The 26,596-nt window shown below is 32.4% G+C and carries 21 protein-coding genes; 3 read left to right on the plus strand and 18 right to left on the minus strand.

Features of this window, described 5'->3' with window-relative positions; translation table 11 throughout:
* Positions 1 to 34: 34 nt before the first annotated feature.
* On the minus strand, positions 35 to 1,054 hold the full coding sequence (locus COC46_RS02305) for a Bug family tripartite tricarboxylate transporter substrate binding protein (protein ID WP_098808163.1): 1,020 nt from the start codon (positions 1,052 to 1,054) through the stop codon (positions 35 to 37).
* 236 nt (positions 1,055 to 1,290) lie between these two features.
* Positions 1,291 to 3,690 (minus strand): immune inhibitor A domain-containing protein, encoded by a 2,400-nt coding sequence (locus COC46_RS02310; RefSeq protein ID WP_098808164.1) that lies wholly within the window; start codon positions 3,688 to 3,690, stop codon positions 1,291 to 1,293.
* Positions 3,691 to 3,908: 218 nt separating this feature from the next.
* Here COC46_RS02310 and COC46_RS02315 point away from each other — a divergent pair, with 218 nt between their 5' ends.
* Positions 3,909 to 4,493: a DNA-3-methyladenine glycosylase gene (locus COC46_RS02315; protein ID WP_098808165.1), complete on the plus strand. Its 585-nt coding sequence runs from the start codon at positions 3,909 to 3,911 to the stop codon at positions 4,491 to 4,493.
* Positions 4,494 to 4,592: 99 nt separating this feature from the next.
* Here COC46_RS02315 and COC46_RS02320 read toward each other — a convergent pair whose 3' ends face one another.
* The 5 genes from COC46_RS02320 to COC46_RS02340 all read right to left on the minus strand — a co-directional run bounded on the left by COC46_RS02320 (position 4,593) and on the right by COC46_RS02340 (position 9,788).
* The gene (locus COC46_RS02320) at positions 4,593 to 6,239 is read right to left on the minus strand and encodes a glycerol-3-phosphate dehydrogenase/oxidase (protein WP_098808166.1); all 1,647 of its coding nucleotides are present in this window, start codon (positions 6,237 to 6,239) and stop codon (positions 4,593 to 4,595) included.
* Between the two features lie 456 nt (positions 6,240 to 6,695).
* Positions 6,696 to 7,931 (minus strand): sensor histidine kinase, encoded by a 1,236-nt coding sequence (locus COC46_RS02325; RefSeq protein ID WP_098808167.1) that lies wholly within the window; start codon positions 7,929 to 7,931, stop codon positions 6,696 to 6,698.
* Positions 7,932 to 7,939: 8 nt separating this feature from the next.
* Positions 7,940 to 8,611 (minus strand): response regulator transcription factor, encoded by a 672-nt coding sequence (locus COC46_RS02330; RefSeq protein ID WP_098808168.1) that lies wholly within the window; start codon positions 8,609 to 8,611, stop codon positions 7,940 to 7,942.
* A 312-nt stretch (positions 8,612 to 8,923) separates the two neighbouring features.
* Positions 8,924 to 9,202 carry a hypothetical protein gene (locus COC46_RS02335; RefSeq protein ID WP_098808169.1) on the minus strand — a complete coding sequence of 93 codons (279 nt, stop codon included), beginning with the start codon at positions 9,200 to 9,202 and terminating at the stop codon, positions 8,924 to 8,926.
* Between the two features lie 211 nt (positions 9,203 to 9,413).
* Positions 9,414 to 9,788, minus strand: a complete 375-nt coding sequence (locus tag COC46_RS02340; RefSeq protein WP_098808170.1) for a hypothetical protein — start codon at positions 9,786 to 9,788, stop codon at positions 9,414 to 9,416.
* 547 nt (positions 9,789 to 10,335) lie between these two features.
* Here COC46_RS02340 and COC46_RS02345 point away from each other — a divergent pair.
* Positions 10,336 to 11,586 carry an MFS transporter gene (locus tag COC46_RS02345; protein ID WP_255294789.1) on the plus strand — a complete coding sequence of 417 codons (1,251 nt, stop codon included), beginning with the start codon at positions 10,336 to 10,338 and terminating at the stop codon, positions 11,584 to 11,586.
* A gap of 573 nt (positions 11,587 to 12,159) precedes the next feature.
* On the plus strand, positions 12,160 to 13,026 hold the full coding sequence (locus COC46_RS02350; RefSeq protein WP_098808171.1) for a hypothetical protein: 867 nt from the start codon (positions 12,160 to 12,162) through the stop codon (positions 13,024 to 13,026).
* A 94-nt stretch (positions 13,027 to 13,120) separates the two neighbouring features.
* Here the strand turns inward: COC46_RS02350 and COC46_RS02355 are convergent, their stop codons facing one another.
* The 11 genes from COC46_RS02355 to COC46_RS02405 form a co-directional block, all read right to left on the minus strand.
* Positions 13,121 to 14,209, minus strand: coding sequence for a DNA alkylation repair protein (locus COC46_RS02355; RefSeq protein WP_098808172.1), 1,089 nt, complete (start codon positions 14,207 to 14,209; stop codon positions 13,121 to 13,123).
* A 31-nt stretch (positions 14,210 to 14,240) separates the two neighbouring features.
* Positions 14,241 to 15,011: a hypothetical protein gene (locus tag COC46_RS02360; protein WP_098808173.1), complete on the minus strand. Its 771-nt coding sequence runs from the start codon at positions 15,009 to 15,011 to the stop codon at positions 14,241 to 14,243.
* The gene (locus tag COC46_RS02365) at positions 14,992 to 15,489 is read right to left on the minus strand and encodes an ECF transporter S component (RefSeq protein WP_176545032.1); all 498 of its coding nucleotides are present in this window, start codon (positions 15,487 to 15,489) and stop codon (positions 14,992 to 14,994) included. The genes COC46_RS02360 and COC46_RS02365 overlap by 20 nt, the downstream gene beginning before the upstream one ends.
* A 14-nt stretch (positions 15,490 to 15,503) precedes the next feature.
* Positions 15,504 to 16,103 (minus strand): histidine phosphatase family protein, encoded by a 600-nt coding sequence (locus COC46_RS02370; RefSeq protein ID WP_098808175.1) that lies wholly within the window; start codon positions 16,101 to 16,103, stop codon positions 15,504 to 15,506.
* Positions 16,100 to 16,840, minus strand: a complete 741-nt coding sequence (cobS, locus tag COC46_RS02375; RefSeq protein ID WP_098808176.1) for an adenosylcobinamide-GDP ribazoletransferase — start codon at positions 16,838 to 16,840, stop codon at positions 16,100 to 16,102. The genes COC46_RS02370 and cobS overlap by 4 nt, the downstream gene beginning before the upstream one ends.
* Positions 16,841 to 16,850: 10 nt before the next feature.
* Positions 16,851 to 17,417, minus strand: coding sequence for a bifunctional adenosylcobinamide kinase/adenosylcobinamide-phosphate guanylyltransferase (gene cobU / locus COC46_RS02380; protein ID WP_218012440.1), 567 nt, complete (start codon positions 17,415 to 17,417; stop codon positions 16,851 to 16,853).
* Positions 17,418 to 17,470: 53 nt separating this feature from the next.
* Positions 17,471 to 18,190, minus strand: a complete 720-nt coding sequence (locus COC46_RS02385; protein ID WP_255294790.1) for a hypothetical protein — start codon at positions 18,188 to 18,190, stop codon at positions 17,471 to 17,473.
* 108 nt (positions 18,191 to 18,298) lie between these two features.
* On the minus strand, positions 18,299 to 19,414 hold the full coding sequence (locus COC46_RS02390) for a Ger(x)C family spore germination protein (protein WP_098808178.1): 1,116 nt from the start codon (positions 19,412 to 19,414) through the stop codon (positions 18,299 to 18,301).
* A gap of 7 nt (positions 19,415 to 19,421) precedes the next feature.
* Entirely contained in the window at positions 19,422 to 20,891 is a 1,470-nt protein-coding gene (locus COC46_RS02395; protein ID WP_098808179.1) for a spore germination protein, read from the minus strand.
* Entirely contained in the window at positions 20,888 to 21,958 is a 1,071-nt protein-coding gene (locus COC46_RS02400; RefSeq protein WP_098808180.1) for a GerAB/ArcD/ProY family transporter, read from the minus strand. Before COC46_RS02400 ends, COC46_RS02395 begins: the two co-directional genes overlap by 4 nt.
* 305 nt (positions 21,959 to 22,263) lie before the next feature.
* Positions 22,264 to 26,436, minus strand: a complete 4,173-nt coding sequence (locus COC46_RS02405; RefSeq protein WP_098808181.1) for a S8 family serine peptidase — start codon at positions 26,434 to 26,436, stop codon at positions 22,264 to 22,266.
* Positions 26,437 to 26,596 lie beyond the last annotated feature (160 nt).

Consider the following 26,596-nt stretch of genomic DNA (forward strand, 5'->3'; position numbering starts at 1 on the left):
AAGGGAGTGTAATCCCCCTTTTTTGGTTGAATCATTACTTACTCATTCCTAAAGCTTTTAATAAATCTTGAACTTGTGTTTCTTGTTCAGCTAAGAACGATTTAAATTCTTCACCATTTTTATATTCCGGCTGCCAGCCTTGCTTTTCTACTTCTTCTTTCCATTCATCTGTTTCTACTAATTTTGAAATTGTTTTTTCCCAGTACGCGTATGCATCTTTAGACATTTTTTCAGGTCCAAAAACTCCACGCCAAATGATAAACTCCGCATCAATACCTTGCTCTTTAGCTGTTGGGAACTCCGATAATACATCTCCTTGTAAACGTTCAGGTGATGTCACCGCCAAAACTTTAACCTTACCTGATTTAACAAATTCAAGCGTGCTAGAAATATCTGTTGAAATAACATCTGCATTATTGCCTAATAATGCTGTTATTGCTTCTGATCCACCATCATAAGAAACGTATTTAATTTTTGTAGGGTCAATACCGTATTTATACGCCGGTAAAATTCCGATTAAATGATCCATTGAACCTGGTGCAGATCCCCCAGCTAGCGTAATACTTTTAGGATTCTTTTTTATGTCATCTAAAAGTGACTTTAAGTCTTTATACTTTGAGTCAGCCTTTACAACGATTGCACCATAATCCTTTGTTAGCTCTGCTAAAGGTGTACTATTTTTATAGCCATAAGGGCTATTTCCTTCCTTTTTCAAATTATTAATAATAATTGGTGGTGAGTTTACAAATAATTTTTCATTATTTGCTTTATCTTGTGTAGCATACTCAGCCATGAATACTGTTCCGCCACCGCCTGGTTTATTTTCAACAGTCATTGGCTCTTTAACGAGCTTTGTTTCACTTAATACTTTAGTGAAGGATCTAGCTGTTAAATCCCAACCGCCTCCTGCTCCAGATGGTGCCACCACTGAAATTGCTTTATCAGGATAGGAAGAACTATTACTTCCTGTCGTTACATTACTCCCTTTACAAGCTGCAAGACTTACCGTAATCAAGGACGTCATGACCAACAAACTAGTTTTTTTAAATTTCATTTCTATTTCCTCCCCTTCTTTGTAAACGCTTTCTGATACAAGTATTATAATTTAATAATTCTGAAAAAAGTTTTTATGAACGTTAAAGACGTAAAGTCCATTAAAATCATTTTGTTCATAAAAACCACGAAAAAAAAACTCGCCGATTGACGAGTTTTTTCCAGTACTATTTCTTGATACAAAAACAAAAAAAAGAATACGAGTTTGAAGATATCAAACTCGTAATCTATCAAATCTTATTTACTAGAACGAATCCAAACTGCACCAGCTGAATTGTCTTTTGCTTCACCAACTACTTGGAATTTTAATCCGTAGTTAGGAACTTTTCTACTAGCGTCTGGAATTAGTCCTTCTGGATCTGCATACTTTTTAGAATCATCAAATGTAGTTACACCAGCTAAACCTTTGTAATCAAAGATTCCGCGAGATGGTGAATTGATGTAGAATGCAGGTGACTTATCATAACTGAAAGCAGCATCTGCAACTTGGTAACGTGTACTTTGATTTACAGTTGGTTGACCATTTAGAGTTCCTACGATTGCAGTTGGATGTGCATCAACTACTCCTAAGAAACCTTCACCAGGATGAACTCCTGTCCAGTTATCTGTATAGCTATCATCACCATACCAAACTACTAAACCAGTATTATATTTAACTCCACGAGCAAATTCTAATGATTTATCAGCACCAGCATAGTTTCTCCACTCTAAATAGTAGTAGTGGTTTTTAAAGTCAGTACCATTTGATACAACTGCTTTGTCTAATGTAAATAAAGGAGTTGATTCGGCACCATCAGTGATTTTTACTGCACCATCAACAGTTAATTTTGCTTCGTCAAACGCAAATCCATCTGGAGCTAGTCCACCATCAGTAACATATTCAAATTGAACTTTTACTTTTTGACCACTGTACTCAGATAAATCATATGACTTGTCTACCCAAAGACCTTTTGATGTTTCGTAACCTGTTTTATCAATATTTTCATCACCAATAGTTTCAAGAGTTTTAATTTTCTTGCCAGATTCATCTAATAAATTTACGTATAAGTAATCATATCCAGCTTCAACTTCATAATTAGTTTTTACAGTGAAACTTGCATTTGTAGCTCCAGTTAAATCAAATTCAGGTGAAGTCATGAAAGTGTGGATACCATCACCTTTTGTACTATAGTAATAATTTGCACCAAATTGAGGCTGAATTTTACTTTTTACTTCTTTTTTCGGTAAATTAACTTTTACAACACCAGGATTTTTTGATTTTGTAACACTTTGATCGATTACAGCTTGCATTCCTAAACGATCAATATCTTTATAATCTACTTCCGTAATATTAGCCCAGTTTCCACCCATCGTTTTTTGAAAGAACTCTTTATTTTGTGGAGAGAAACTTGATGGTGTTGTACCTGCAACTTTACCATTCCAACTGCCACCACTCATAATTGACCAAGAAGCAATTGGTTCACCACTACCTGAATATTGTGTATCGTATTCATCAGGTAAACCTAAATCATGACCATATTCATGAGCAAATACACCAGTAGCACCATCTTCTGGTTCAACAGTGTAGTCGTATACTGCCATTTTACCTTTCCAGTAAGGAACAGATGCAGTAGTATCATCAAATGAAGTTACCCCATCTAATGTCCAACGATGTGACCAAATTGCTTTATCACCTAATTTACCGCCACCTGCTTCTTGCCCAGTTCCTGCATGGATTACCATTAAGTGATCGACTAAACCGTCTGGCTCATTCGTATTTCCATCACCATCAAGATCATAAATATCTAACTTATCAAAATCAGCTAAATTAACACCTGATTTGACTGCAGCTTTAACAGCATCTTTAATAAAATCACGTGGTCCAGTTGGAGCAAGGTTATCATGACCACCTTCAGGATTATCATCACCATAATCTGCTGCTGTTCCAGGAACTGTTAACCAGTTTGTAACTGTACCTTTTACAGTATAGCTTCCGCCTGATTGTTCTTCAAAATATTGTTTAAATGTCTTGATTTTAGATCCATCTTGTAATTTAAAATCTTTATCCCCGAATAGCATATCTTGATAATGTTTTTGATTGAAGTCTGATGTATACATATATCCATCTACTTTATCAACATTATTATGTTTAAAGTCAGCAAATTCAGCTAAGATAACTAATACATTATCTTCACGTTGCGAACCGTTATATTTTGCTTGTTTAGCTGGATTAACACTTACAAATCCTTCAGCCTTATCTTTAGTAATGCTTCCATTACCTTTATTTAATTGTTTCATTAACTGCATTTTACGTTTTTCAAATGTATCTCTTTGTTTTTCAGCAATTAATGAATTTCTAACTGAATCGCTTACTTTTACTTTCTTTCCTTGCTTTTTCTCTATGTAAGCTTGTACCTTTGCTTTAGCAACTTTAGCACTATCAGTTGATTTGATTACGCCTCTCTTTGTTAATGCTTGTTCTAATCTCTCATCGTCAACCATGTTTAAATCTAAATAAGGACTTTCTACTAACTGCTTGCTCTCACTTTCAGTTGGAATTGCTGCTTTTGTAGTAACTCCAGCTGTAAGAATGGACATACTTAAAGCTGTAACAAGTGAAACACTTGATAAAACTTTCCAATATGATGGTTTTGCCATAATTCTACACCCCTTTTTGAATATTCTAATAACAAATAAATAGTACAAGCTTAAGGAGTGTAGTACAATGAGTAATTATGAATAATTTCTAATGTTCCATTTAATCTATTTAATCCATTTTTAACAATTCTGTAATAAATAAATAGGTAAATAACCTTATTGATGCGACAAAAAATAACATTTTCTCTTTTTATTCAACAATTTTCGAGGAGTTTCTTATGAATTCGACATTTAAAAAAGATTTCTTTTATAAACCAACTTTACAATTAGCAAAAGATCTTTTAGGCTGCATTTTAGTTCATAGTACTGACAAAAAGGAAATTTCTGGGATAATCGTAGAAACTGAAGCATATATGGGGCCAGGTGATCGAGCTGCACACAGTTTTCAAAATCGACGTACGAAACGGACTGAAATTATGTTCCATGAGCCGGGATTGATCTATACTTATCAAATGCATACGCATACTTTAATAAATGTTGTTTGCGGGGAAGTTGGTATACCTAATGCAGTATTAATTAGAGCACTAGAACCTTTGGACGGTATTGAAAAAATGATCGAAAATCGAAAAAATCAGCCGATTTCTAATTTAACGAATGGGCCTGGTAAGCTTACAAAAGCATTAAATATTACGATGAAGTCATATGGTAAACCTATTTGGATGCCACCTGTATACATTACAGAAGGAATTAAACCAGAGCATATTAGCAGTGGTCCTAGAATTGGAATTGAAAACACAGGTGAGGCAAGGGACTATCCATGGAGATTTTGGATTACGAATAATAAATTCATATCTAGAAAATAAGAAAACCCAGACTGTTGATTACCATTCGCTCTTAATCAGTCTGGGTTTTCTTATTTATGCTGTTTAGTCAACACTCGTAATTATTAATCGCTTTTAACATCATTCATTATAAGCAGTAACTGCATCTTTTATTTTCTCTTCTAATTCTAATCGATATTCTTCAATTTGATACTTGTTCCAACTTAATCGATTTGCCATATATCGAATAACTTCATCTTTATACTTTTTAACTAAATCGATTTGAAAATATAAAAAGCCGGTCCTTCTAATAAAAAAATCTACTGGTTTTACAGTCATTTCATTTTGAATACTGTATTCTAGCTGTAAAAATAATGATAGAGGTAGTTTAGTATAATTTCTGAAATCACTAAACGAAATATTCATTAGATGCTCAATATTAGATCCATATATTTTACTTAATCTTTTATACTCCGATTCGCTTAATCCAATTGCGACTCCAACAGATGAAAATCTCTTTTTAAAATAATGAAATCCTTTCGATCCACCGACATCTCCACCTGAAATTGGTAAATTTTTAGTCTGACATTCTTTCAATCTATTATCACTATTCTTTGAAAGAAGGTCTACAATTGTCTCCGCCATTTTACGATATCCAGTTAGTTTTCCGCCTGCTATTGAAATTAAACCAGATGATGATTCCCAAATCTCATCCTTCCTTGATATTTCTGAGGGATCTTTGCCTTTTTCAAAAATTAAAGGACGGACACCAGCCCAGCTCGATTCAATATCGATATCTTCTAGGTTTATAGTCGGAAACATATACTTAATGCAATTTAATATATACTGCCTATCTTCATTACTCACATTTGGATTAGCAGTATCTCTATCAAAAAATGTATCAGTTGTACCTACATAAGTCTTTCCATCTCTTGGAATTGCAAATACCATTCGACCGTCTATCGTATCAAAATAAACAGACTGATTTAAAGGAAACTTCTTATGATCAATAACTAAATGAACACCTTTTGTTAGTCTAAGATTTTCATCACTTTCTAAACGTTCCATTCCCCTTAACTGATCAACCCATGGTCCCGTCGCATTAATAATCTTCTTTGCGCGAATTGTAAAAGGTACTCTCGTGATTAAATCGATTACTTTAGCACCTACCATTTTATTATTTTCATATATAAAATCCGTCATTTTAACATAATTGATTGCCAAAGCTCCATATTCAACTGCTTTTTTTATCACTTCAATTGTAAGCCGGGCATCATCTGTTCGATATTCAACATAATAGCCCCCACCTATAAGTCCCTCTCGTTTAACTAAAGGTTCCTTTTTGATCGTCTCTTTTCGATTTAAAATCTTCCTTCGTTCATCCTTTTTCACACCTGCTAAGTAATCATATAATCTAAGGCCTATAGAGGTCGTAAATTTACCAAAAGTTCCACCTTTATAAATAGGAAGCAGCATCCATTCAGGTGTAGTTACATGTGGACCATTTTCATAAACAATTCCACGTTCTTTCCCAACTTCTGCTACCATTTTAAATTCGTACTGTTTTAAATATCGTAAACCACCATGAACTAGCTTAGTAGAACGACTAGATGTACCTGCTGCAAAATCCTGCATTTCAACAAGAGCCGTACTCATCCCCCTTGTTACAGCATCTAACGCAATACCACAACCTGTTATTCCTCCACCAATTACTAGTACATCAAACTCTTTTTCTGCTAATCTTTTCTTTATCATTCTTCTATTTAAACACGAAAATTGTTCCTCCATTGTGATACCTCACTTCAACAAATTTTCTAGTTGTTTAAAAGACTTCATATATTGAAAAATTACCAAAATAAAAAAGGACCGCTACGATTACAAATGTATGTAGATGGGTCCTAATGTTACAAAATAATTTATTTAAAAGCTAATGCCTCATTAACTGCTTTTTTCTAGCAAAAATATAACTCATTACTTAATTCGTTTGTCATTTCCTGCTTAAAACATTGATCCAAATACACATAATCACTTAAATACTATTCTATTCAATAACCAATGATTCCTTTCTTACCAAAAGCACTTCATATTTCAAGTTTTAAGACAGGTTCCTATATTCGAATTTATAGTAGATTTTCTAATCTGATTGTACCCATCTGTAAATTCAGTGAACTTTGTTTAATATATATTGTAGTTTTGCGTTATTTCTTAGGAAATAATGTCGGAAATTACTAGGCTAAATCCAATTTAGCTATTTTTTGAAGAAGATTGAATTGGCAAAGTAATTTCGAAGCTTGTGCCTTCTCCTTTTTTACTTTTGACTTTTATTTTCCCTCCATGTTCTTCAACAATCCATTTTGCAATTGATAACCCTAGTCCAATTCCATTTTTGGATGTACGTGATACGTCCTCCTGGAAGAAACGATCAAATATACGTGAAAGATTTTCTTCTTTTATTCCGACTCCACTATCTATAACTTTTATTAGAAAATTATTTTTCACTTGCTCACAGTTAATTTGAATCGTGTCATTTTCATTTGTAAATTTCATTGCATTATCGATTAAAATGACTAGCAACTGGTGAATTCTTTCTTGATCGCCGAGATAAAAATACGTATCTTTAATGGACAATAATATTTCTTTTTTTTGAAATGAAATGATTTCAGTGAAATGTGAAATGACTTCTTCTAACAATTCATTTAAAGAGAATATTTTTTTATTTAATTGTATTTGTCCTGAGTCTGACCTTGCTAACGTTAATAAGCTTGCAACTAGTTTGGAAAGACGCCTATTTTCTTTTAGCATAATTGAAAAGTCTTGTGCCTTTTCCTCAATCGTTGCACCAGGCTCTCTGAGCAATAATTCTAAACGCGATTGAATAACAGTTAAAGGTGTTCTTATTTCATGGGAAGCGTCAGATACAAATTCCTGTTGCTTATGCCATGCATTTTTAATTGGTACAAGTGCACGTCCAGCTAACATGTAACCTGCAATAATTGATAATGCACTACCCAAGACCCAACCAATAATTAATATAATTAATAATGTATCGACTAAATCTTTTTCTGAATCAATATTTCGTAATATTTGCAGTGTAATTTCCCCTCGGTCTGTTTCACCTTGAATTGATATCGTACGATAATTTAATTCACCGATTTTATCATTATATAATTCATTTATCTTTTTAGGATATTTTAGTTCATCTTGTAAAATGATTGCATTAATACCAGGCATAGGATTAATGATTTTTTTATTTTCATCCCACATGACCATTAAAATACGAGGATCTCGATTGGAATTTTGTATACGATTCGGATTATCACCGTTTTGAATTCGATTAATATTCCATAAAAGTGACTGATCAACCTCTTTATATAAACGAGTATTTGTATACGAATATATGATAATAGAAAGGATGCCAATTAGCAGGATAAATACTACTGAGTTTATAATTGTTAATCGAATTTTTGTTTTCTTAAACATCTTTTCACCTAGTCATCTTTCATAATATATCCAATTCCTCTGACAGTTTTTATAAGACTACCATAATTAAATGGTTCTAGCTTTTTTCGAAGTTGGTGAACGTACACTTCAACAATTGCAACGGTCGTATCGGAATCGAATCCCCAAACTCTATCAAAAATTTGTTCTTTCATTAAAATTTTGCCTTGGTTTTGAATGAAATATTCTAGCAACTCATATTGTTTAATTGTTAAATGAATCGTTTCATGATTAATTTCAACCGGATATTCTTTTCCTTTTAAAATAATTCCTTGATACTTCAAGGTACTATCAATGGTTAATTTACCACTTCTTCTAAGTAAAGCATAAATTCTTGCTAGTAACTCTGGCCCTTGAAATGGTTTAACTAAATAATCGTCAGCACCTAGGTTTAATCCTTCTACACGATCCTCTAATGAATCCTTTGCAGTTAGAAAAAGTACTGGCGTATGCACACCTTTTTTTCTTAGGTCTTTTACGATTTCAAAACCATTTTTCTCGGGAAGCATGACATCTAATACAATTACATCATATATATTTTGCAATGCTAAGTAAAAGCCTTCTTCCCCCTCTAACGCTTTATCTACTGTAAAATCATTTGATAATAATTCAACGATTGAATTTAAAACTTCAATATGATCTTCCACAACTAAAATTTTCACTACTAAAACCTCCATTAGACTAAAAAAGAAGCAGCCCTTTTATAGCAACGCTCCTTATCAATAAACAAATCGTAAATGCTTGAATCGGTCTTATATTTGAAGGGGGAGTACCCCGATAATGACTCTGATTAATAGAGAAAATGTAAAATAGAATACAGTTTCAAAACACGCTTACACCTAATCCTACACATATCATACCACCAAATGAGCTAATTACGACTGTTCCGATTTAGAATTGTAATAGTTTGATCCTTACCATGAAAAAGTTTTTCCATTAATACAAAAATTTCTGGCCCTTTTTTGTGTCTCTTCTTAATTACTGCTCCCTGATGAAGGTGGTTGTTGATTGAAATAGCCTCCGCCACCATCTTGTGGGAAACCTCCACCATTTCGGAAACCATTCATTATTTCAGTACGACCATTATTTTTGTAACTTAAATAGCCTACACCTATTAAAGTAAAAACACCAATTACCAAGTTCGCGATTAATAAAATTGAAATGACTTTTGGTGAAAATGCTCCAGTATTTGAATGTTTTTTCAAATTCAATTTTTGATCTTGATCTACTAAATTCGATTCTAAATTTTCCATAATTCCACTCCTTTTCATTAATAATTGAATTATGTAATAGAATCCTTAATTTTTTCTTAAAATAAACGGCTAATAGGAATTTAGAATGTGCTTAAAGCCACATACCTATATAAAAAAGGATGCCTAGACTAACTAGGCACCCTAAAAATATGAAATAAAGTCCAAATAATAAATAGAAAAACTTATAATAAATAATAAGTGCTTTATAAAATTACGATAACTTAATCTTTCGAACTACTTGTATCTTAACGTGTTTAGGTATATCGCCTTTGATCGTCACTTCTCCATTCGATAAAGCAATTTTTGCTCCCCATCCATTTTTAAATTTTTTAATTTTTACTCGAAGTAATCTTATTTCCACCTGACCTAATCCAGATTTGTTTTTTACTTCTAATTCTGGTGTTTTCGCATTACCAATATTATGTAGAAGTAGCTTCACTCTAATTAGAGGTTCTTCATCGCTTTTTACGATTACATATGCGTTACCTTGTTCATCCTCTTTAAATTGGTCGTAAGTTACTGAAAAACCTTTTGTACTTAAGTAAATTTCTCCATCATCATTTACTTTGTAAACTGGTGAAAACATATGTCTCTTCTCCTTGCCGTATATTGTTCTTATGTAAATAAAAAAACTTGTCGATTGGCTAGCCTATTAACCGAAGTCCGAGACGTAGTTGCACTTATACTTTATTCCTAGAATTGGCTACTACGTCGAGTACTCATCATCGCTGCCAACTTATGCTTTCTTAAAGTGCAATAAAAAATTGACGATGAAATAATAAATTATTTTTACGTCAATTCTAATATTAGTATGGCTTAACTATTAAAAAATGTTCTTTCCAATATTTAATATGTTTAAAATATGTTTCTTATTACATCAGACAGATTATTCTATTTTATTAAAATCTATTCTAAAATGCAATTTTTTACCCCTGAAATTAATAGCTAATTTTTGGAAATTTCTGTTCAATATTTAGCCATTATTTTACATTAAAACTTGGTTCTAAAACATAGTATTTAATGAATAAATATGCTATTGTTCTAATGAATTATTTAAAGATTTAAAATCAAATATTCTATTTGGAATTTTGTTTGTAATTAGGAAATTAATACAAAGGAAGAAGGAAAGTCAGTTGATTTACAGTAAACAAGTCGTACTATACAATGAATCCCAGAGTATTAAAAATGGTGCCGCATCTACAATCGCGATCAGTTTATCAAATAATTACTTTATTTTGTTTGCTATTGCAATTTTAGGTGCTACTAATTATCAAGTAGGTTTAATTTCTTCCTTACCTTCAATTGTCGGAATGGCTGCAATGCTACCAGCTGCGTTTATGGTTAATAAATTAGAGGAAAAAAGAAAATTCACAGCTTATTCTATTTTCTTTACCCGTTTCTTTCTATTAATAATGGTTTTCCTTCCATTTATTAAATCAGAGCATATCGCCTGGTTTTTCGTTATTTTAATTGCATTAATGAATTTTCCAGGTACTTTTTTAAATTTAGGCTGGCAAGCATTTATTGGTGACTTAATTCCAGCAGACCGTCGTAACACGTTTTTTGGCAACCGAAATAGAATACTAACCTTTATAGGAATGATCGTAACGCTTGTAGCAGGTTTATGTATGAAATCAATTAATCCCAAAAGTTCTCTTCCATATCAATTACTTTTTTTATTTGCATTTATTTTTGGAATGATCGAGTTTTATTATATTTTAAAGCATAAAGAAGAGAAGCAACAAATTGAGATTTCTAATCATTATTCTCCTTTTTCAAAACATTTATTTCAGTATAAACCATATATCTCTTTCTTAGTTTGTGCACTATTTTTTAACTTTGCATGGCAAATGGCATGGTCTTTATTTTCGATTTATCAAATAAGATTTGCTCATGCCACTGCTTTTTGGATTAGTTTATTTACTGTAAGCAACCAGCTTTCACAAATCGCCAGCTTTCGTTGGTGGGCAAAAATGGCCAATCGATATAGTAATACTCAATTATTAATTTGGATTTCGATCGGTATGGCTTCTGCACCTATTTTAAATATTTTATCAACGAATTATGTCTACTTATTTTTCGTAAACTTTTTCTCAGGATTTTTCGTATCCGGTACTGTTTTAATATTATTTAATAGCTTATTAGAATCAACTGAAGAAGAACATCGCACTTCATATATAGCTAACTATAATTTTTTACTTTCAATCGTTGCTTTTGTCGCTCCTCAGGTAGGTGTTTTTTTACTTGAATCGTTTAGTATGAATATTGCGATGATTATTTCAACGATTTTCCGAGGATTAGCTGGCGTTTTATTCGGAATAATGGCCTATAGAATGTCACACTCTAATCAATTAGATTATAAACAAAATAAAATATCGCTCTAGAGTAGTAAAGGAGTTCAATCATTGAGCTCCTTTATTTATGGTTTCAAAAAATGCCCTTGATAAGTAACTGCCCTCATATCCCGCCTCCTATTTTAGGTCATTTCCATATCGTTACCCTAAGCACTATAAATATGTATTAATTAACATTCAAATTTTGGCAACAAAAAAAGAGCCACTTTTGACGATATTTAAGCATCTTCCAATGATATATAAGCCACTTTCAATGATATATAAGCCACTTTCAATGATAATTAAGTCCACTATCGCCGTTATTTATGCCCCTTTCATTAATAATTAAGCTACTTTCACAGTTTTTTATGCCAAGTTCACAAACTGTTCGTACTTTTCATTATTATCCATTATGATTTCAAAACGCTAAAAAACACTGTTCTTCATTCCATTCAATACTTTTTGATAGGCAACAGAACGACTTTAAAATCATACTTTATTTAATGTGATATTTATTTTTAGGTGTTATTAAAAGTTATTGTGAAAATTAGCTAATCTTAATGATTCAAATCCACTACAATTTTGATACTATAAAAATAGAATGGTTTAGGAAAGGATATTGATATGACTATAGATTATCGATTTTATGAGAGCCCTTCAGATCTTGATTTACAGTATGATTTTTGGAATCAGATGACACAGACTTTGCCTTATGCGTGGAAACCAACTTTATCTCCGAAGTTATTTGAAAACCAGCCCGAATTTGATGCTAAATCTAGATGCTTTGCTTTTGATGGAGATCAGCTTGTAGGTTATATTAGTTTCTCTGGTAAAGGAGATTTTGTTTCGTTAGGTTATCCTTGGGTATTACCAGAATATGAAGATAAAGTACGTGATGAATTATTTGAAAGAGTATATCAATTTGCGATCAGTGAGGAATATGGTGGTAAATTATTTGCACAGCGATTTAGGGGTCAGTGGTCGAAACAAATCGACTATTTCTTGTCAAAAGGATTCAACATTACTAGTCGCTCTCAAATAGTTGGAGCTCATTATCCACTTCTTATAAAAGCCATCCAAAATATTCCTGGTTTTTCTTATGAAATAAGAGATCAATTTCAATTTAATGTTTGGAAAGAGCTAAAAATGAAGCAACAAATTCTTACTAACGAACAAGTTGCTATGATGAATGAATATTATAGCTCGATTGAATTTGATTATGCTGTTGAATGCAAGCTTGAAAATCAAATCTTTGCCTATTTTGGTATGACAATTCGACCTGATACGAGATATTCAGAAATATTGGCTGTTGCCTATACAGAAGCAGCTATTCCGCATTTTTACGATATTATGTCGATCATCCATAATGAGAACATCAATCGAAAAGTTGTGGCTGTAACAATCTCTAAATCCCAAATACCTAAAGGCGTATTACAAGAAAAACTTGGCTTTACCCCATTAACTGAAGATGTGATGATGCATAAGAGATAGGGGTATAAAGACTTGCTCAAAAAAATAGTGAAAACCCGCAAGAAATTTCTTCATTTCTAGCGGGTTTTTTGTGCTTTTCTTGAAATTATATAAATTACTCTACCATAAAGTTACAACTTCCACATTCCACGCCATTGATCAGCAAGCTAATCGTATGTTGGCCTGGATAATGTTTTCTTGTTGTAAGGTTTTTGAACGAATGCGATTTGTTATATGATAATGTTTTGCCTTTTTCTATTGTATTTTCAGATATTTTGAAAATTTTTTTAGTACGGTGTCCTTTTGCTTTTACGTAATCAATTGCGAATTCAGTTCTTATTTTTGTAGGGGTTAATTCGTTACTATGAATCTTAAATGAAAAGTTTAGGTTCTCACCTATTCTTATGTTGTTTGATTGTAATTGAAAACTTTCAACGTTGATTTCATTTGTCGTTTGAAATCCAAAAATTGTAAATGCTTCTATATTCCCCTTTTTTAGTAGCGTTCGACAGGCGTGCTTAATAATCCAATTTGTATGTGGATTTTTTCCGTACCATTCTTTCGCAATCTGTAGTACTAAACTCGGGTGATCTTTTGAAATATCATTTAAATTATTAGCTACACTTTTGCGTACATATAATGACTCATCTTCCTTTAAGTTTTCTAGTATAGGAAGAATTGGTGATGGGTCTATTTTTAAGCTTTTTAAAACCATCCCCCATGGTAATTTTGGACGGCAGCCTTCACTTGCAAGCCTTCTTACATGTTCGTTTGGATTAGTAGACCACTCTATCATTTGCGTCATCATACGTGTTTGATCTTGTACAATAAATGGTCTAACCGCAAATTCCGAAGTTGAGTGTTGTGTAAATAATTCTAATGCTTGCATAGAAGTTTCCCAATTTTCTAATCCATAAACTTCTACAAAATCTGGAAAAATGATACTACTTAATTGGCCTTTTGGGAATTTATCTAATATACTACTTAAAATCTTTATCGATACTTCATATTCATTCGGTAGTGCCTCTCCCAAACAAAACGTAATATGTCTCATTCTTTCCTTTAATGTTTTCTCTTCCCAGTTCTCATCAAAGACTTCATTTATAAAAGATTTACGATTAAACTCTGGAAAAACATCATTGATCTCATTAGCGATTTTTAAAATTAAATCATGGTTATATACATTTTTTAACGCATCAGCCATTTTAGTTCTCCAATATGTTTATTTCGATCTATTAAACAATCTCACCTAGTAAAGTGATTGGCTGTGAGATGTTTCTTTTTAATCCTTCAATCGTATCCTTTTTAATAATGGCTAAAGCACATGTCGCTGGGCCTGCCGATTTCTGTAATTCGATATTAGATTGAATAAAAAGATTCATATTTATATTATTTGTTTCCATCAATTGATTCAATTCATGCAAAACGCCCTTTGAACCAATTGGTAGTAAATCAGAAACAGCTTTATTATTAGTTAAATATTTTAAAGAATTAAAATTGATGATTTCGTTTTTATTTTCATTTAAATCTTCTAATACTTCATGTCCTACTTTTGGATACCCGATTAAGATCACAGCATCACCAGAATTAACTTCTCTTTTATTAAATGGATTAAATATTTCTCCCATTAAGGTGATTCCTAAACCTGTTTGTTTTGTTGGTATATTTTCTTCTGTACTTCCAGTAATATTGATTTCCAGGTTATCTTCATAAAAATTTGCTTCGTTATATTCTTTGATCGCTTTTTCAATTCCGTTTATGATTCGCTTTCCCCTACCGTTCATTTCCACACATAATGTATTAATTAAAACAGTAGGTTTAGAGCGAAATGCCAATGTTTCGACTAAACATAATTTCGCAGTTAAATATCCTACAATCTCTTCATCTACTTTTATGTAATCAAGTTCACTCATCCCGATCCCGCCGCAGCTATCGCAAGCAATCGTAAAATAGCGATTCCGATCTATTTGCAATAATGTTAAATCCCTATATTTTGATATTTGCACGTTTCATCACCTTTTGGAGTATAAATGCTAAAACTATATTTACCGCTGAAGCTAAAGTTAATGGTATAACCATTAACATAAAGAAACTACTAACAGTCTTTACTGAAAATGAGTGATTTAAAAAAGTAATTAATAGACCACTTAGTAATGTTGCAACAGGACCATTTAAAATAATTGCGACTAACATCGCTATGTATTGATTCAATTTTTTACATAATACGCCATAAATCCAAACAATCACAAGCATTTGGATTGCAATAAATAGATGCACTGGAACGGTAAACGGAAAACCGGAAGTTAATGCTGTAAGAAGGTGGCCGAGTGCACCTACAACACCGCCTGCGATCGGTGAAATCATCATAGCAGCAAGAAATGCTGGCATTGAATCAAATGCAATGGAATAGAAAATTTTAATATTAGATAATACTGCACTTAATGCGATAAATAATGAAATTAAAACAATTTTTTTTGTGTTCAAGTTTCTCCATCCTCTTAATTTAGTTGAATAATATGTTTCAAAAATCCAAAACCATCATTATATTCAATTTCAATAATACATCCATTACTCGTGTAAACTTTCCAAAAATGACTTAAATCTAACTTAAGTAAATTTAAGAGTAATAGCTTCATAATTCCTCCATGCGATACTACTATTAAATCTTCGTTTTTCAATCTAATATCACGACAAAATGTATCTACGCGTTTTGCGCACTGCGCTAAGCTTTCCCCATTCGGAATTTGAAAATGAATCAAATCTTGATTCCACTTTTCAACAATTTCAGGTACTTCGTTTAAAAGATCAGTATATGATTTCCCTTCAAATACCCCAAAATTAGTCTCCTTTAATCGAGGCTCAACTATTGATGTTTCTCGTATTAATTCTCCAATCGCATCGCTTAATATTGTGCATCTACGAAGTGGGCTAGAATACAAAGTATAACGTGAAGTAGGATCTATCATTTTTGTTAACTGAGTAATCACATCACCTATTTGACTTAAGCCTCTTTCTGTTAAATCAAAATCAGTCATCCCTGCGTAAACCTTTTGTTTATTTCCAATGCTCTCTGTATGCCTAATTAAAAATATTCTCATACTAATCGCTCACCAATAACAGCAAAAATTAAAAAGCATAATTGGGAGATTTCAATTGTAAATCCAATTACATCCCCTGTAATTCCACCTATTTTTCGACTTATTCTCTTCGTTACAAATACGATAAAAACAAACGTAATACAGATTGCGAAAATAATTCCTAATTCATTGATCAGGATACTACTTAAACAAATAAGTAGTATATAGCCAATTAAAACAACTAATGAACTCGACTTTTTTGCTTCAATTATAAATTGACTTCCAAATCCTTCATTTCTAGCATATGTACTTATTCTACAAGTGAATAGCGCGATACATCTCCCAATAATCGGAAATAAAAATATGACAAATGTTGTGCTCTTTGATAAAAATAACCAATCACCTAAAAATAATACAATTAACGAAATGACTCCAAAAGCACCAATGTGACTATCTTTCATAATTTCTAGTATTCTTTCTTTTGATCGATAACTAAATATTCCATCTGACGTGTCAGCTACCCCATCAAAATGTAATCCACCTGTTAAGAATAAATAAAATATTAGTATAAGAAATGCACTTGCTTCATTGTCCAAAATTAACGAAATACCACTATTCAAACTAACGAGTAAAATACCAAATAGGACGCCTACTAAAGGAACTAATCTAATTCCCTTTCCTAGTTCAGCTTCGATAAACTCATAGTTTTTCACTGGAACGCTTGAAAAGAAACTGAGGATCATTTTAAATCGATTCATGTCGTTACCCCTACTTAATTCTTAAAGGTATACCAGCTGTGACAAGTATAACCTCTTGTGCCTTTGATGCTATTTTTTGATTCATCCGCCCAGCAATATCTCTAAAAATCCTTCCTAAACGATAAGAAGGAACTAAACCATACCCTACTTCATTCGTGACAATTATTAGTGTTTTACTATGCTGATCACACAAGTCGATCAACTCGTTCACTACAACTTCTATACCTAGTTCTAGCTTATTTATTTGCTTATTATTAATCTTTTCAAAATCAACATCAGTATAATGATCAAACATTAAATTTGTTATCATAACTGTCATACAATCTACTAATACATACTTCGATTGTAGAAATTCTTCATTCGTTTTTAGCTGATTGAACTGTTTATAGCGCTCAATAGTATGCCAATTGTTCGGACGATCGTCTTGATGTCTTTTAATTCTTTCATTCATATCTCCATCAAAAGGGATTGCTGTGGCAATATAAACGACATCATTTTCGTCTGTTTGCATTTCTTTTATTCGTCTTTCTGCATAGGAACTCTTTCCACTCCGAGCTCCACCTATTACAAGAATCACATCTTCACCACCATGTATAAAATAATTAAGCTTAAGGATTGATCTGGTTCTAATTATCCTAGCTCTCCGATTACAAATAAACCGACTAATAATACGATGATTACTATCACTGAACTAATTATTCTCTTCAAACTGGGTCTTACACCATCTTTTAAAACTCTTATCCCCAGTGGTACAAGTGCAATGCACAGTGCCAATGTAGCTACAATAGAAAATGGAGTTGTACCTTTTAATACGCCTAGTGGTAAGGAACTCATTAGTCCTAACATTATGGAACGAATTAGCCCCAATACTTTAGCGCAATATGACCCAATAGCTAAAATAATCCAGCCAAACATGATTAGAGGGGATAGACTATGGAATATATGAAACGCTCCATAAGTTTGCGCCATTACTTTTGTTGTGGCTTCTACACCTATAATTCGTACCATTTGAAAAGCTAGATGATCAACTCCTGCATGAAAAGTACGGGCAAAAAGTCCAAATATCGCAAAACTTCCTCCCCACAATGCCCAATTTGGCTTCTTCATACTGATAAATTGACAAAGTGAGATAACTGCTGGCCACAATAAAACATTCCCAGCAATAAAAAAACTATAAGATATAAATAGTAAGGTTGAATGAGCTTTATATGCTTCTAGCTGATCTGGGAAAAAGAAATGAAACTTACTTCTTAAAATAACACCTATAAGCATAAAAATTGGCCCTACTATTAGTGAAATCCCACCTAACCAACGACCTGGAAACCAATTATCTCTTACTCTTTCATTCATAGGATTTCTCCTTTTAGTCAGTTCATTTCTATCATAATTCATTTTCGATAAAAATGAGCATAAAAAGAAGGATGATTTCAAAAAATTGCTCCTCTTTTTATGCTCTTTTTATCTTTTATACGCTTTACTCCCTAATACATTCACATTCACTTTAATTTCTTTTATAGAGTCCACGCCTACCTCGTTCAATTCTTTTATATTCCAATCTTTTCGATTAAATCGATAAGGTTTCTCTGAAATATTAAGCAGATCTGCATGGAGTTCTTCACCTTTTTTAATCGTTTTTAAAATTTCATTTTTTATTTTTTTACTTGCTTTAGACTTGATTTCTTTGTTATTTAAATGATTCTCGTTTTGCGTAACTGATACATCTGTTTTTATTTTAAGGATATATTTCGGCTTTTTCCCACCCCTAATAACTTTTACTGACCCCTTTGAATTTCTTATCACTAAGTTAATTTTGTCTTTTTCAAGTATAAGTGACATATTGTAGTTTTCTTGCTTCATAAAATTAAGTGAATTTACATCCTTTATTGACACTTTGCCATTAAATTTTTTTTGAGTAATCGCATAAGCACCATTTATATAAGCCACTTTGTCCTCTTTTTCTTCCATAAACCTCTTATCATCTATATCTAATGATGGGATTAAAACTGTTCCAACCGGTTGAGTATATCTTGAAATAAATTGATGAAACTTCAAACTAAGTAAGATTAAACTGCCTCTACTTTTTTCAGCGGGATCATTTACAACAGTATACAAAAATGGTAAATTAAAAAAACTTTGACTCTTAAAAATTTCTTTTATATCCATTTCCGTACCATATATCCATAGTGTATATCGTAATAAAGGACGTCCACTAATAAATGAACTAATTTCTTTCATTTTACTTTCAATGATTGATTTACTTAATATAACACTACTAACATGGCCATAGTATAACGGAATTGGTGAGCGTTCTTCTATATTATTAACAGCTGACTGAATCGTTTTTCCGGTCGCTTGACCTATTAATGGAGAAGTTGGGACTTGAGGTGCCCCACCTTCTTGCTTTGCAACATTAGAAAAGTTAAGTGCTTGTACTGTGACAATATAGTGATTATCTTTAAAATCAATACCTATACCTGTAACTAATGTTTGATCGATTAATGTTCGAGCGCCCCAGCATCCTGTTAATAACAATAATTGAAATATTGATATGATTAAAATAAATAATTTCTTCATCTATTTATCACTCTTTCTGACGGTCTAGATCGACTGGATGAAGTGATTGATTTCTCTTTTTCTTATACTCTTGTGGAATTTTAATAACGACACTAAAAAAGTCTGAGATGCTTGGTACCGAAAATAAAGTGATATATGGTTGTCCGATGCTTTCTAGTGAAACAAGCATAGTAACCATTAGAAAAAATCCTGTAAAAAAACCAATTAATCCTAATGTTGATGATAATATTAAGATAATAAAGCGAAGGATTACAATATTCCCCGCAATATTTTGATTAATTAATGTATATCCCGAAATTACAGTTAATGCAATAATCACAAGCATCGAAGGAGAGGTTAGTCCTGCGCGGATAGCCGCATCACCAATAAATAACCCTCCTAACACTGCTACAGTCTGTCCTACTGCCTTCGGTAAACGTATTCCTGCTTCTTTAAACAATTCAAAAAATACTAACATTAAACAAGCCTCAAGTGAAGTTGAGAATGGTAATCCATTTCTAGACATAGCAATCGTAGCAAGAAATGGATATGGTAATTGGTCCATATGATACGTCACCATTGCAATATAAAAACCTGGTAAGAATATTGTTGTTAAAATCGCTAGAATTCTAAGATAACGCACCACATTCACATAATAAAAACTCGAATGTATATCCTCAGGCGAATAAACGAGTTGATTTAAATTTGTTGGACCTATTAAACAAGTAGGATTTCCATCAACAATAATTGCAAACCTTCCCTGATTTAAAGATTGCACAACGAAATCAGGTCTGCCAATATTATCAAGAAGGGGGAAAATAGAGAATGGCTGGTCATATAACGCCTCCTCTATTTCATAGCTACTAACAACTATGTCTTTTTTCATGGAACTTAGCCGGCTTTTTACTTCCGATAAAATTGTTGGATTAATAATATCTTCAATATAAACTAGTAATACTTTCGTCCTACTGCGTACACCGACATCAAACTCAATACTCTTTAAGGATGAAGTCTTAAGTCTTTGACGAATTAAAGCCATATTGTCAGATATATTTTCAACAAATCCATCTCTTGGTCCACGGATTGAGTTTTCCAAATTCGATTCTTCCGGATTTCGTTTAGGTGGATTCGCTACAGGAACAAAGAAAATTTCATTTAAGTAAGAATTAAATATGACTAAATCACCTGAAAATAAATTTTCTTCAACTTCCTTTTTAATGTTTTTTTCGGATTTTAACTTTTTAGCTTCTACTATATTACTTAATAACTCAAAATTAAATTTTTCTTCTTTATGTATGACATTAAAAATATCAATAATGATTTGGTTACTAAATTGAATATCAATCAAATTTGGACAAAACATTATGACTACAACATGCAATTTCGCTCCTTCATTAAATTTTTTCGTTCTAAAAGCAATATCAGATGAATGGTTAAAAGATTCAAGAAACTCTATTATGTCTGATTTGTTATTAGATGCAGCTGATTCTTTTTTCATGTAGAGTCACCTTTTAATTTTGACATAAAGATTAAAATAAGCATGGTACATAGTAAAAAAATTAAATTTATCGGAAAGAAATAGTTATGTAAAAAATAAAAAAAGGAAGTTGCATTCCATGGAATCATTACCGCTATTAGTAAAATTAATGAAAGTAGTGGTAAGCTCCATTTTTTGCGTCCACTATAATTAATAATATAGTTTGCAAGAAATAGATTTAAACTAATCCGAATAAAAGCCCCTGATAACCATTGAAAAATAGATAAAAAATCCAATCTAGTAATATTCTCTCCTATTGTTAGTAGCTTCCATTGTTCATAAACTGGATTTCTCATTTTTTCAGCTTCATTAGGTCCAAATTCCATAATAGCTCCTGAAAGTGGGCCTAAGATTAACATTAGTAAAATAAGGCTAACTACGACTAGCCATTTAGCTTTTACCCTGTCCTTCAAATAAGAGTTTAAAAATAAAATAAAAATAATTTCAAAAAAACCTGAGCACGAGTAAATAAAGCCATGAAAAAATTCATGATGCCCCTTTTCAAAGATCGGAAATAGAAGGCCATAATCTTTATTCTTAACATTACCTATTCCTACTATGAAACCAAACAGGCTGACAATTGGTAAAATTAGAAATGCCATAGTACTGATCGAACGAATTCCAGTATATACAGCATAAAAACACATAACTGAAATTAATAAAACAACAACGAATAATGGCATATCCTGAGTATAATTTGTATTAGCCCAAATAAGTGTAAAACGGAAGGTTACAAATGCTGTCATTAAAAAATAAACTACGAAAATGCTGGAAAGTAAGTAAGAAATTGGTTTATAAAATACTTTATACATGACAGACAACACATCTTCATTTTTAAACTTTTTATATAAATAGATAACTAAAGAAATCCAAATCATAAACGGGATTATGCTAGTAACCACAGTTACCCATGAATCTCGATGCGAAGAGGTTAACATACTTGGAACAATAAATACATGCAACATAAACCCCGTCGACATGATCAGTAAGACATATATATGAATTGATTGAATCAACTTTTTACTCATAAAAAATCTCCCTATAACTCCTTTATTCCTTTAAGTTAACCCGCCGATAAATCCTTTATGTATATATTTTCCAATTTTTTAGTTTTATCTCCTTTACCTTATTGATAATAAAATTTGTTAAATGGATTGGATTTACATCCTAAAGATCACGTTTTGTATTTGGAGTGACAAGCTATAGTACAGAACGATGGTTTGGGAAAAAATCGCCTTCTCTATTCCTTAAACATTTAAAAAGCCTTCTCCCAAAAAATAATCGGGAGAAGGCTGCTTTTATTTGGTTATAAATTTTATCCTAAATCATACTCTTATTTAGTTAATCCTAAATCAATTAAGATACTATCTAATGTAGCACCTTTATATGATTTTTTAGCTTTAGGAGGATTTGGAACTGTTGAATTTTGTAATCCAAAATTCTTCACTACATAATCCATATCTTTTGCATCAACTACTTTATCAAAGTTGAAGTCGGCAGTTGCTTTGTTTGTACCCCAGTAAGTTTGGACAGCTAATGCATCTAGTACGTCGATTACATCATCTTTATTAACATCACCTGCTGGTGCAACATCTAATAAGTAGCGTAATTGCTTACCAATTAATTCACCACGAATAGTATCAACTAAATGGTCCAATGTTTTACTCATAGTAAAGTGACCTGGTACATCTACAGATACCGTATAAGGTTTACTGTCTATTTTAACACCATCAAAAGCATAATCACCTTGTTTTGATGTAACTGGTGCTTGTAAAACAGTTTTACCATCATAGGATGTTAATGAAATTTTTGCACCTAGTTTACTTTGATCGATCGCGTAATTTGTTTGTCCTGTTACAGGATCTTTTGCACCTTCTACTTGAAGTGTACCTGATAGTTTTGAAACTGTTGATTTTACATTGTAACCTTCAATATAAGTGTAAACATTTTTCGTTTCTACATTTGATGTATCAATAGTAGACGTACCGTTACCTGAGAAGTTAATCGCTGCACCTGTTGTAAATGATTTATCGATTGTTTTTATATCAAAATTAAATAATGAAGTATCCTCTGGTAAATTAGCTGAACCTGAATAAGTAAAAGTAAAGTCGTATTGAGTAATATAATCCCAAGTAGTAGGAGAAGTTTTTACTGTTACTTGTGCGTCGCCATATTTTTTAACTTCATCATTAACTAAAATATTGTCAATGATTCCTTGATTATTATTCAATTGAAGCGTTAATTTAGTAGTTTTTAAGTTACTAATATTATTTGCTTTAACTGAGTAGTTTACAGTATCACCAGTTACGATATTTTGTTTATTCGCTTTTAAGTAATAATATGGAGTTGTATTTTTTATAAAAGCGATTCTAATTTGTGAAGTAGGATTTAATGCTGCATCCATTCCATAGAATGTTAAAGGTAACACTGGATATTTGCTATCAACTAAGATTTGATCAGTATAATCGCCATTTTTATCTACGTTAATCGGTAATGATGGGAAGAAGGAATTATACGTGTAAACAATTGTGTTATCTGATTGATCAGCTTTAATACCGTATTTTTTCGCTTCGTCAATTTCTGGATCATTTACGTTAATGTTGAAGTCGTATAACATCTGTCCATTTTTATCAAGTTGGCTATCACTATACTCGATAACCTTTTGATCTAACTTGTCAAAGCTTGAAGTCATGTTTGGAACAGCATATTCCAACATAAAGTCTCTTGCTTCAGCAAATGTTTTTCCACTTTCACTCACACCAACTAGTCTTAATTTGTAATGACCTGGTTTAATTAATTCATATTTACTACTAATCGGATTTTTCGCATCACCAGTGAATGGGAAGTAATATGCACCGACAAGTCGACCAATATTGTAAACGACATCTTCTTTCATTACTGGAGTATTAAATGAACCAATAATACCTAAGTCTTGACCAGTTGTTGGGTCCTGAATGATAACATCTAATGATTTCATATGTGTTTTTAATGAAACACTACCATCGATAAATGGATACGCATAAGTAGGATTCGTAATTTTATTTGAATACAGTGGATTATATAAATCAAATGATTTAATCCCTTCTTCAACTACACGAACACCAAACGGAATTTGATATTGTTCAGTTGGATCTTGCGTATTCGTGAATGTAACATAACCTTCATATGTCCCTTTTTCAGCAGTTTTTGGAATGTTTAAGTTAAATTTAACTGATTTTGAACTAATTCCATTTATCTTCACTGATGTCGGTCCGGAAAGTGTAACTTTATTTGACGCTGCATCTTTTGATCCTCTTTGACCAGTTTGATAGTTCACATCCACACTAAATGTTTTTGCTTTTTCACTGCGATTTTTTAATGTGACATTTCTAGAATCAGCAATGTCATTACCGTCAAATCCAAATGAACCAAAGCTCATGCCACCTGTTAATTCATTAATCAACTTTTCTTTGCCATTTACGATCGTTGGTGTTTTATCAACGACTTCTAATTCTACATTTGAATGAATTGCTTCATAAGCATCTACACGTCCACTACCTACTTCAAATACGCTATATGCTTTTGATAATGGATCAGCAGTATTCATTAAAATTGATTTGATATTTTCTGGTTTTAAGTCTTTATTCGATTGAAGTAATAATGCAGATACACCTGCTACATATGGTGTTGCCATTGATGTTCCAGATAAGCGCGAATATGCATACTTATAATCTTCAGAATTTGATCCATCACCTGTTTTATTATTTACATAAAATGGTACAGTCGAAAGAATCGAAACACCTGGTGCAGTTACTTCTGGCTTGATATCATAGTTTACACGTGATGGCCCCCTTGAACTAAATGTTGCTAATTCATCAGAAGCTGTTTGTAACCTAGTATAGTCACCAAAAGAAACTTCATTTCTACCTGCTTTAACCGCTGCTGTGATTTTTAGTCCCTCTTCATATGATACAGAGAATGAAGGAATAGCATCTACCGACTCACCTATGAATGCTTGGATTGCTCCTTCACTTTGGTTATCAATGTTATTTGCCATTAAGACGCCTACAGCACCCGCTGCTTTTGCATTTTTAATTTTATCAATCAAAGCAATCGTTCCACGTTGAATGTAAGCGATCTTGCCTTTTAAGTCTTTTCCTGTAAAATCAGATGGATTCGCTAAACCTACGTCAACAAGTTGATAAGTGTTTCCTTTTAATGTCGTTACATTATCAGAGTAGTTTTGAGCTAATTGTCTAAATTTGTACTGGTTTCCATCCTGAGTTCCATTAAATTGATAGAGATCAATTGCAACAGATGAAGCTCCGACAGTAAGTGCCAATGCAGCCGCTCCAGGTGAACCTAATGTATCCATTTTGTCTCCATCATTTCCTGCAGCTACTACAGTCGTCACGCCACTTAATACAGCATTGTTAACAGCGATAGAAGTTGCATAAAGTGGATCATTTAACGATGCACCTAATGACATATTAATCACATCCATACCATCTTTTACCGCTTTATCAATACCTGCTATAATCGCTTCACTTGTTCCAAACCCACCAGGTCCAAGTACACGATATGAATAAATATCTGATTCTGGTGCTGCACCAACTTGTTTATATTCACTATCAGATGCACCACGTCCACCAATAATACCTGCTACGTGAGTACCATGCTCAGTATAATAGTCAGCTCCATTTGCAGTACCTGGTTTACCAGCTTTTACCCAATCAGCATAAGTAGTCTCCATTGGATCGTTATCATTATCTACAAAGTCATATCCACCTTTGTAAGCATCTTTTAAATCTGGGTGGTTGTAATCGATACCTGTATCAAGAACACCAACTTTAATGCCTTTACCTGTATAGCCTTCAGCATGTAGCTTATCCAAGTCGTCATATGGCGTATAGTTCGCTACTTTAGACTCATCTGCTTTTAACTCGCTATTCTTATCTGATTCTTTCGGAGGGTCAATTGAGAATTTCTCATTACTCCATACAGTTTTAACTGCTTTTGATTTTAATAGATTCTTAATTTGGTTTGCTGGTAGACTCATTGAAACACCGTTAAAGGCATGTTTATATGAACGCTTAATTTTGAAATCTACCTTTTTATTATTTTCATCTTTTAGAACTTGTCCCACTTCTGCACTAAATGTAGTATGATCTTGATCAACTAATTTCCCTGCTTGTGTTTCAGTTAATGATTTACCTTCTACTTGTGCCTCAATTCGCGCCACTTTCGCAGGCTTATTTGCAAACTCAACAATAACTGAAGTTTGTTTTGTAGACGTTTGGTCAATGTCTGATGAAATTTGAAGTCCTGTCGATTCATTCGTTGTAATTTGTTTTAAAGCAGCTCGTTGCTGAGAAGTTAAATTTGCAAGTATTGTTTCTGTCTTCGTTTTCCCTGCTGCCTTTGAAACATTTGTTACATGTGCAATCGGTGCAACAACAACACTAGATGATAGAGCTAATACAGTAAAGCCTGATACAAACTTACTTTTCTTTACTCTCTTCCCCATTCTTCTTCCTCCTGGCTTTTCTTTATCTAAAGTAAAATTCAATGAAGATCTATGATTGATAAAATAGTAAATTACTTTTTATTTTCATATTTAACTCTTTACATCAAATTTACTTTCTACATTTATTATCAATTTATTTAAATTTTCGGTCAATTGGGTT

It is taken from the genome of Bacillus sp. AFS041924, assembly GCF_002577195.1.
Lineage (GTDB): Bacteria > Bacillota > Bacilli > Bacillales > Bacillaceae_G > Gottfriedia.

Coding starts and splice junctions, on each gene's coding strand:
- COC46_RS02405 (WP_098808181.1), bottom strand. CDS start 26,436: ATGGGGAAGAGAGTAAAGAAAAGTAAGTTTGTATCAGGCTTTACTGTA.
- COC46_RS02400 (WP_098808180.1), bottom strand. CDS start 21,958: ATGAGTAAAAAGTTGATTCAATCAATTCATATATATGTCTTACTGATC.
- cobS (WP_098808176.1), bottom strand. CDS start 16,840: ATGAATCGATTTAAAATGATCCTCAGTTTCTTTTCAAGCGTTCCAGTG.
- COC46_RS02335 (WP_098808169.1), bottom strand. CDS start 9,202: ATGGAAAATTTAGAATCGAATTTAGTAGATCAAGATCAAAAATTGAAT.
- COC46_RS02395 (WP_098808179.1), bottom strand. CDS start 20,891: ATGAAAAAAGAATCAGCTGCATCTAATAACAAATCAGACATAATAGAG.
- COC46_RS02315 (WP_098808165.1), top strand. CDS start 3,909: ATGAATTCGACATTTAAAAAAGATTTCTTTTATAAACCAACTTTACAA.
- COC46_RS02370 (WP_098808175.1), bottom strand. CDS start 16,103: ATGAGAATATTTTTAATTAGGCATACAGAGAGCATTGGAAATAAACAA.
- COC46_RS02350 (WP_098808171.1), top strand. CDS start 12,160: ATGACTATAGATTATCGATTTTATGAGAGCCCTTCAGATCTTGATTTA.
- COC46_RS02320 (WP_098808166.1), bottom strand. CDS start 6,239: ATGGAGGAACAATTTTCGTGTTTAAATAGAAGAATGATAAAGAAAAGA.
- COC46_RS02305 (WP_098808163.1), bottom strand. CDS start 1,054: ATGAAATTTAAAAAAACTAGTTTGTTGGTCATGACGTCCTTGATTACG.
- COC46_RS02385 (WP_255294790.1), bottom strand. CDS start 18,190: ATGAATGAAAGAGTAAGAGATAATTGGTTTCCAGGTCGTTGGTTAGGT.
- COC46_RS02340 (WP_098808170.1), bottom strand. CDS start 9,788: ATGTTTTCACCAGTTTACAAAGTAAATGATGATGGAGAAATTTACTTA.
- COC46_RS02390 (WP_098808178.1), bottom strand. CDS start 19,414: ATGAAGAAATTATTTATTTTAATCATATCAATATTTCAATTATTGTTA.
- COC46_RS02355 (WP_098808172.1), bottom strand. CDS start 14,209: ATGGCTGATGCGTTAAAAAATGTATATAACCATGATTTAATTTTAAAA.
- COC46_RS02325 (WP_098808167.1), bottom strand. CDS start 7,931: ATGTTTAAGAAAACAAAAATTCGATTAACAATTATAAACTCAGTAGTA.
- COC46_RS02310 (WP_098808164.1), bottom strand. CDS start 3,690: ATGGCAAAACCATCATATTGGAAAGTTTTATCAAGTGTTTCACTTGTT.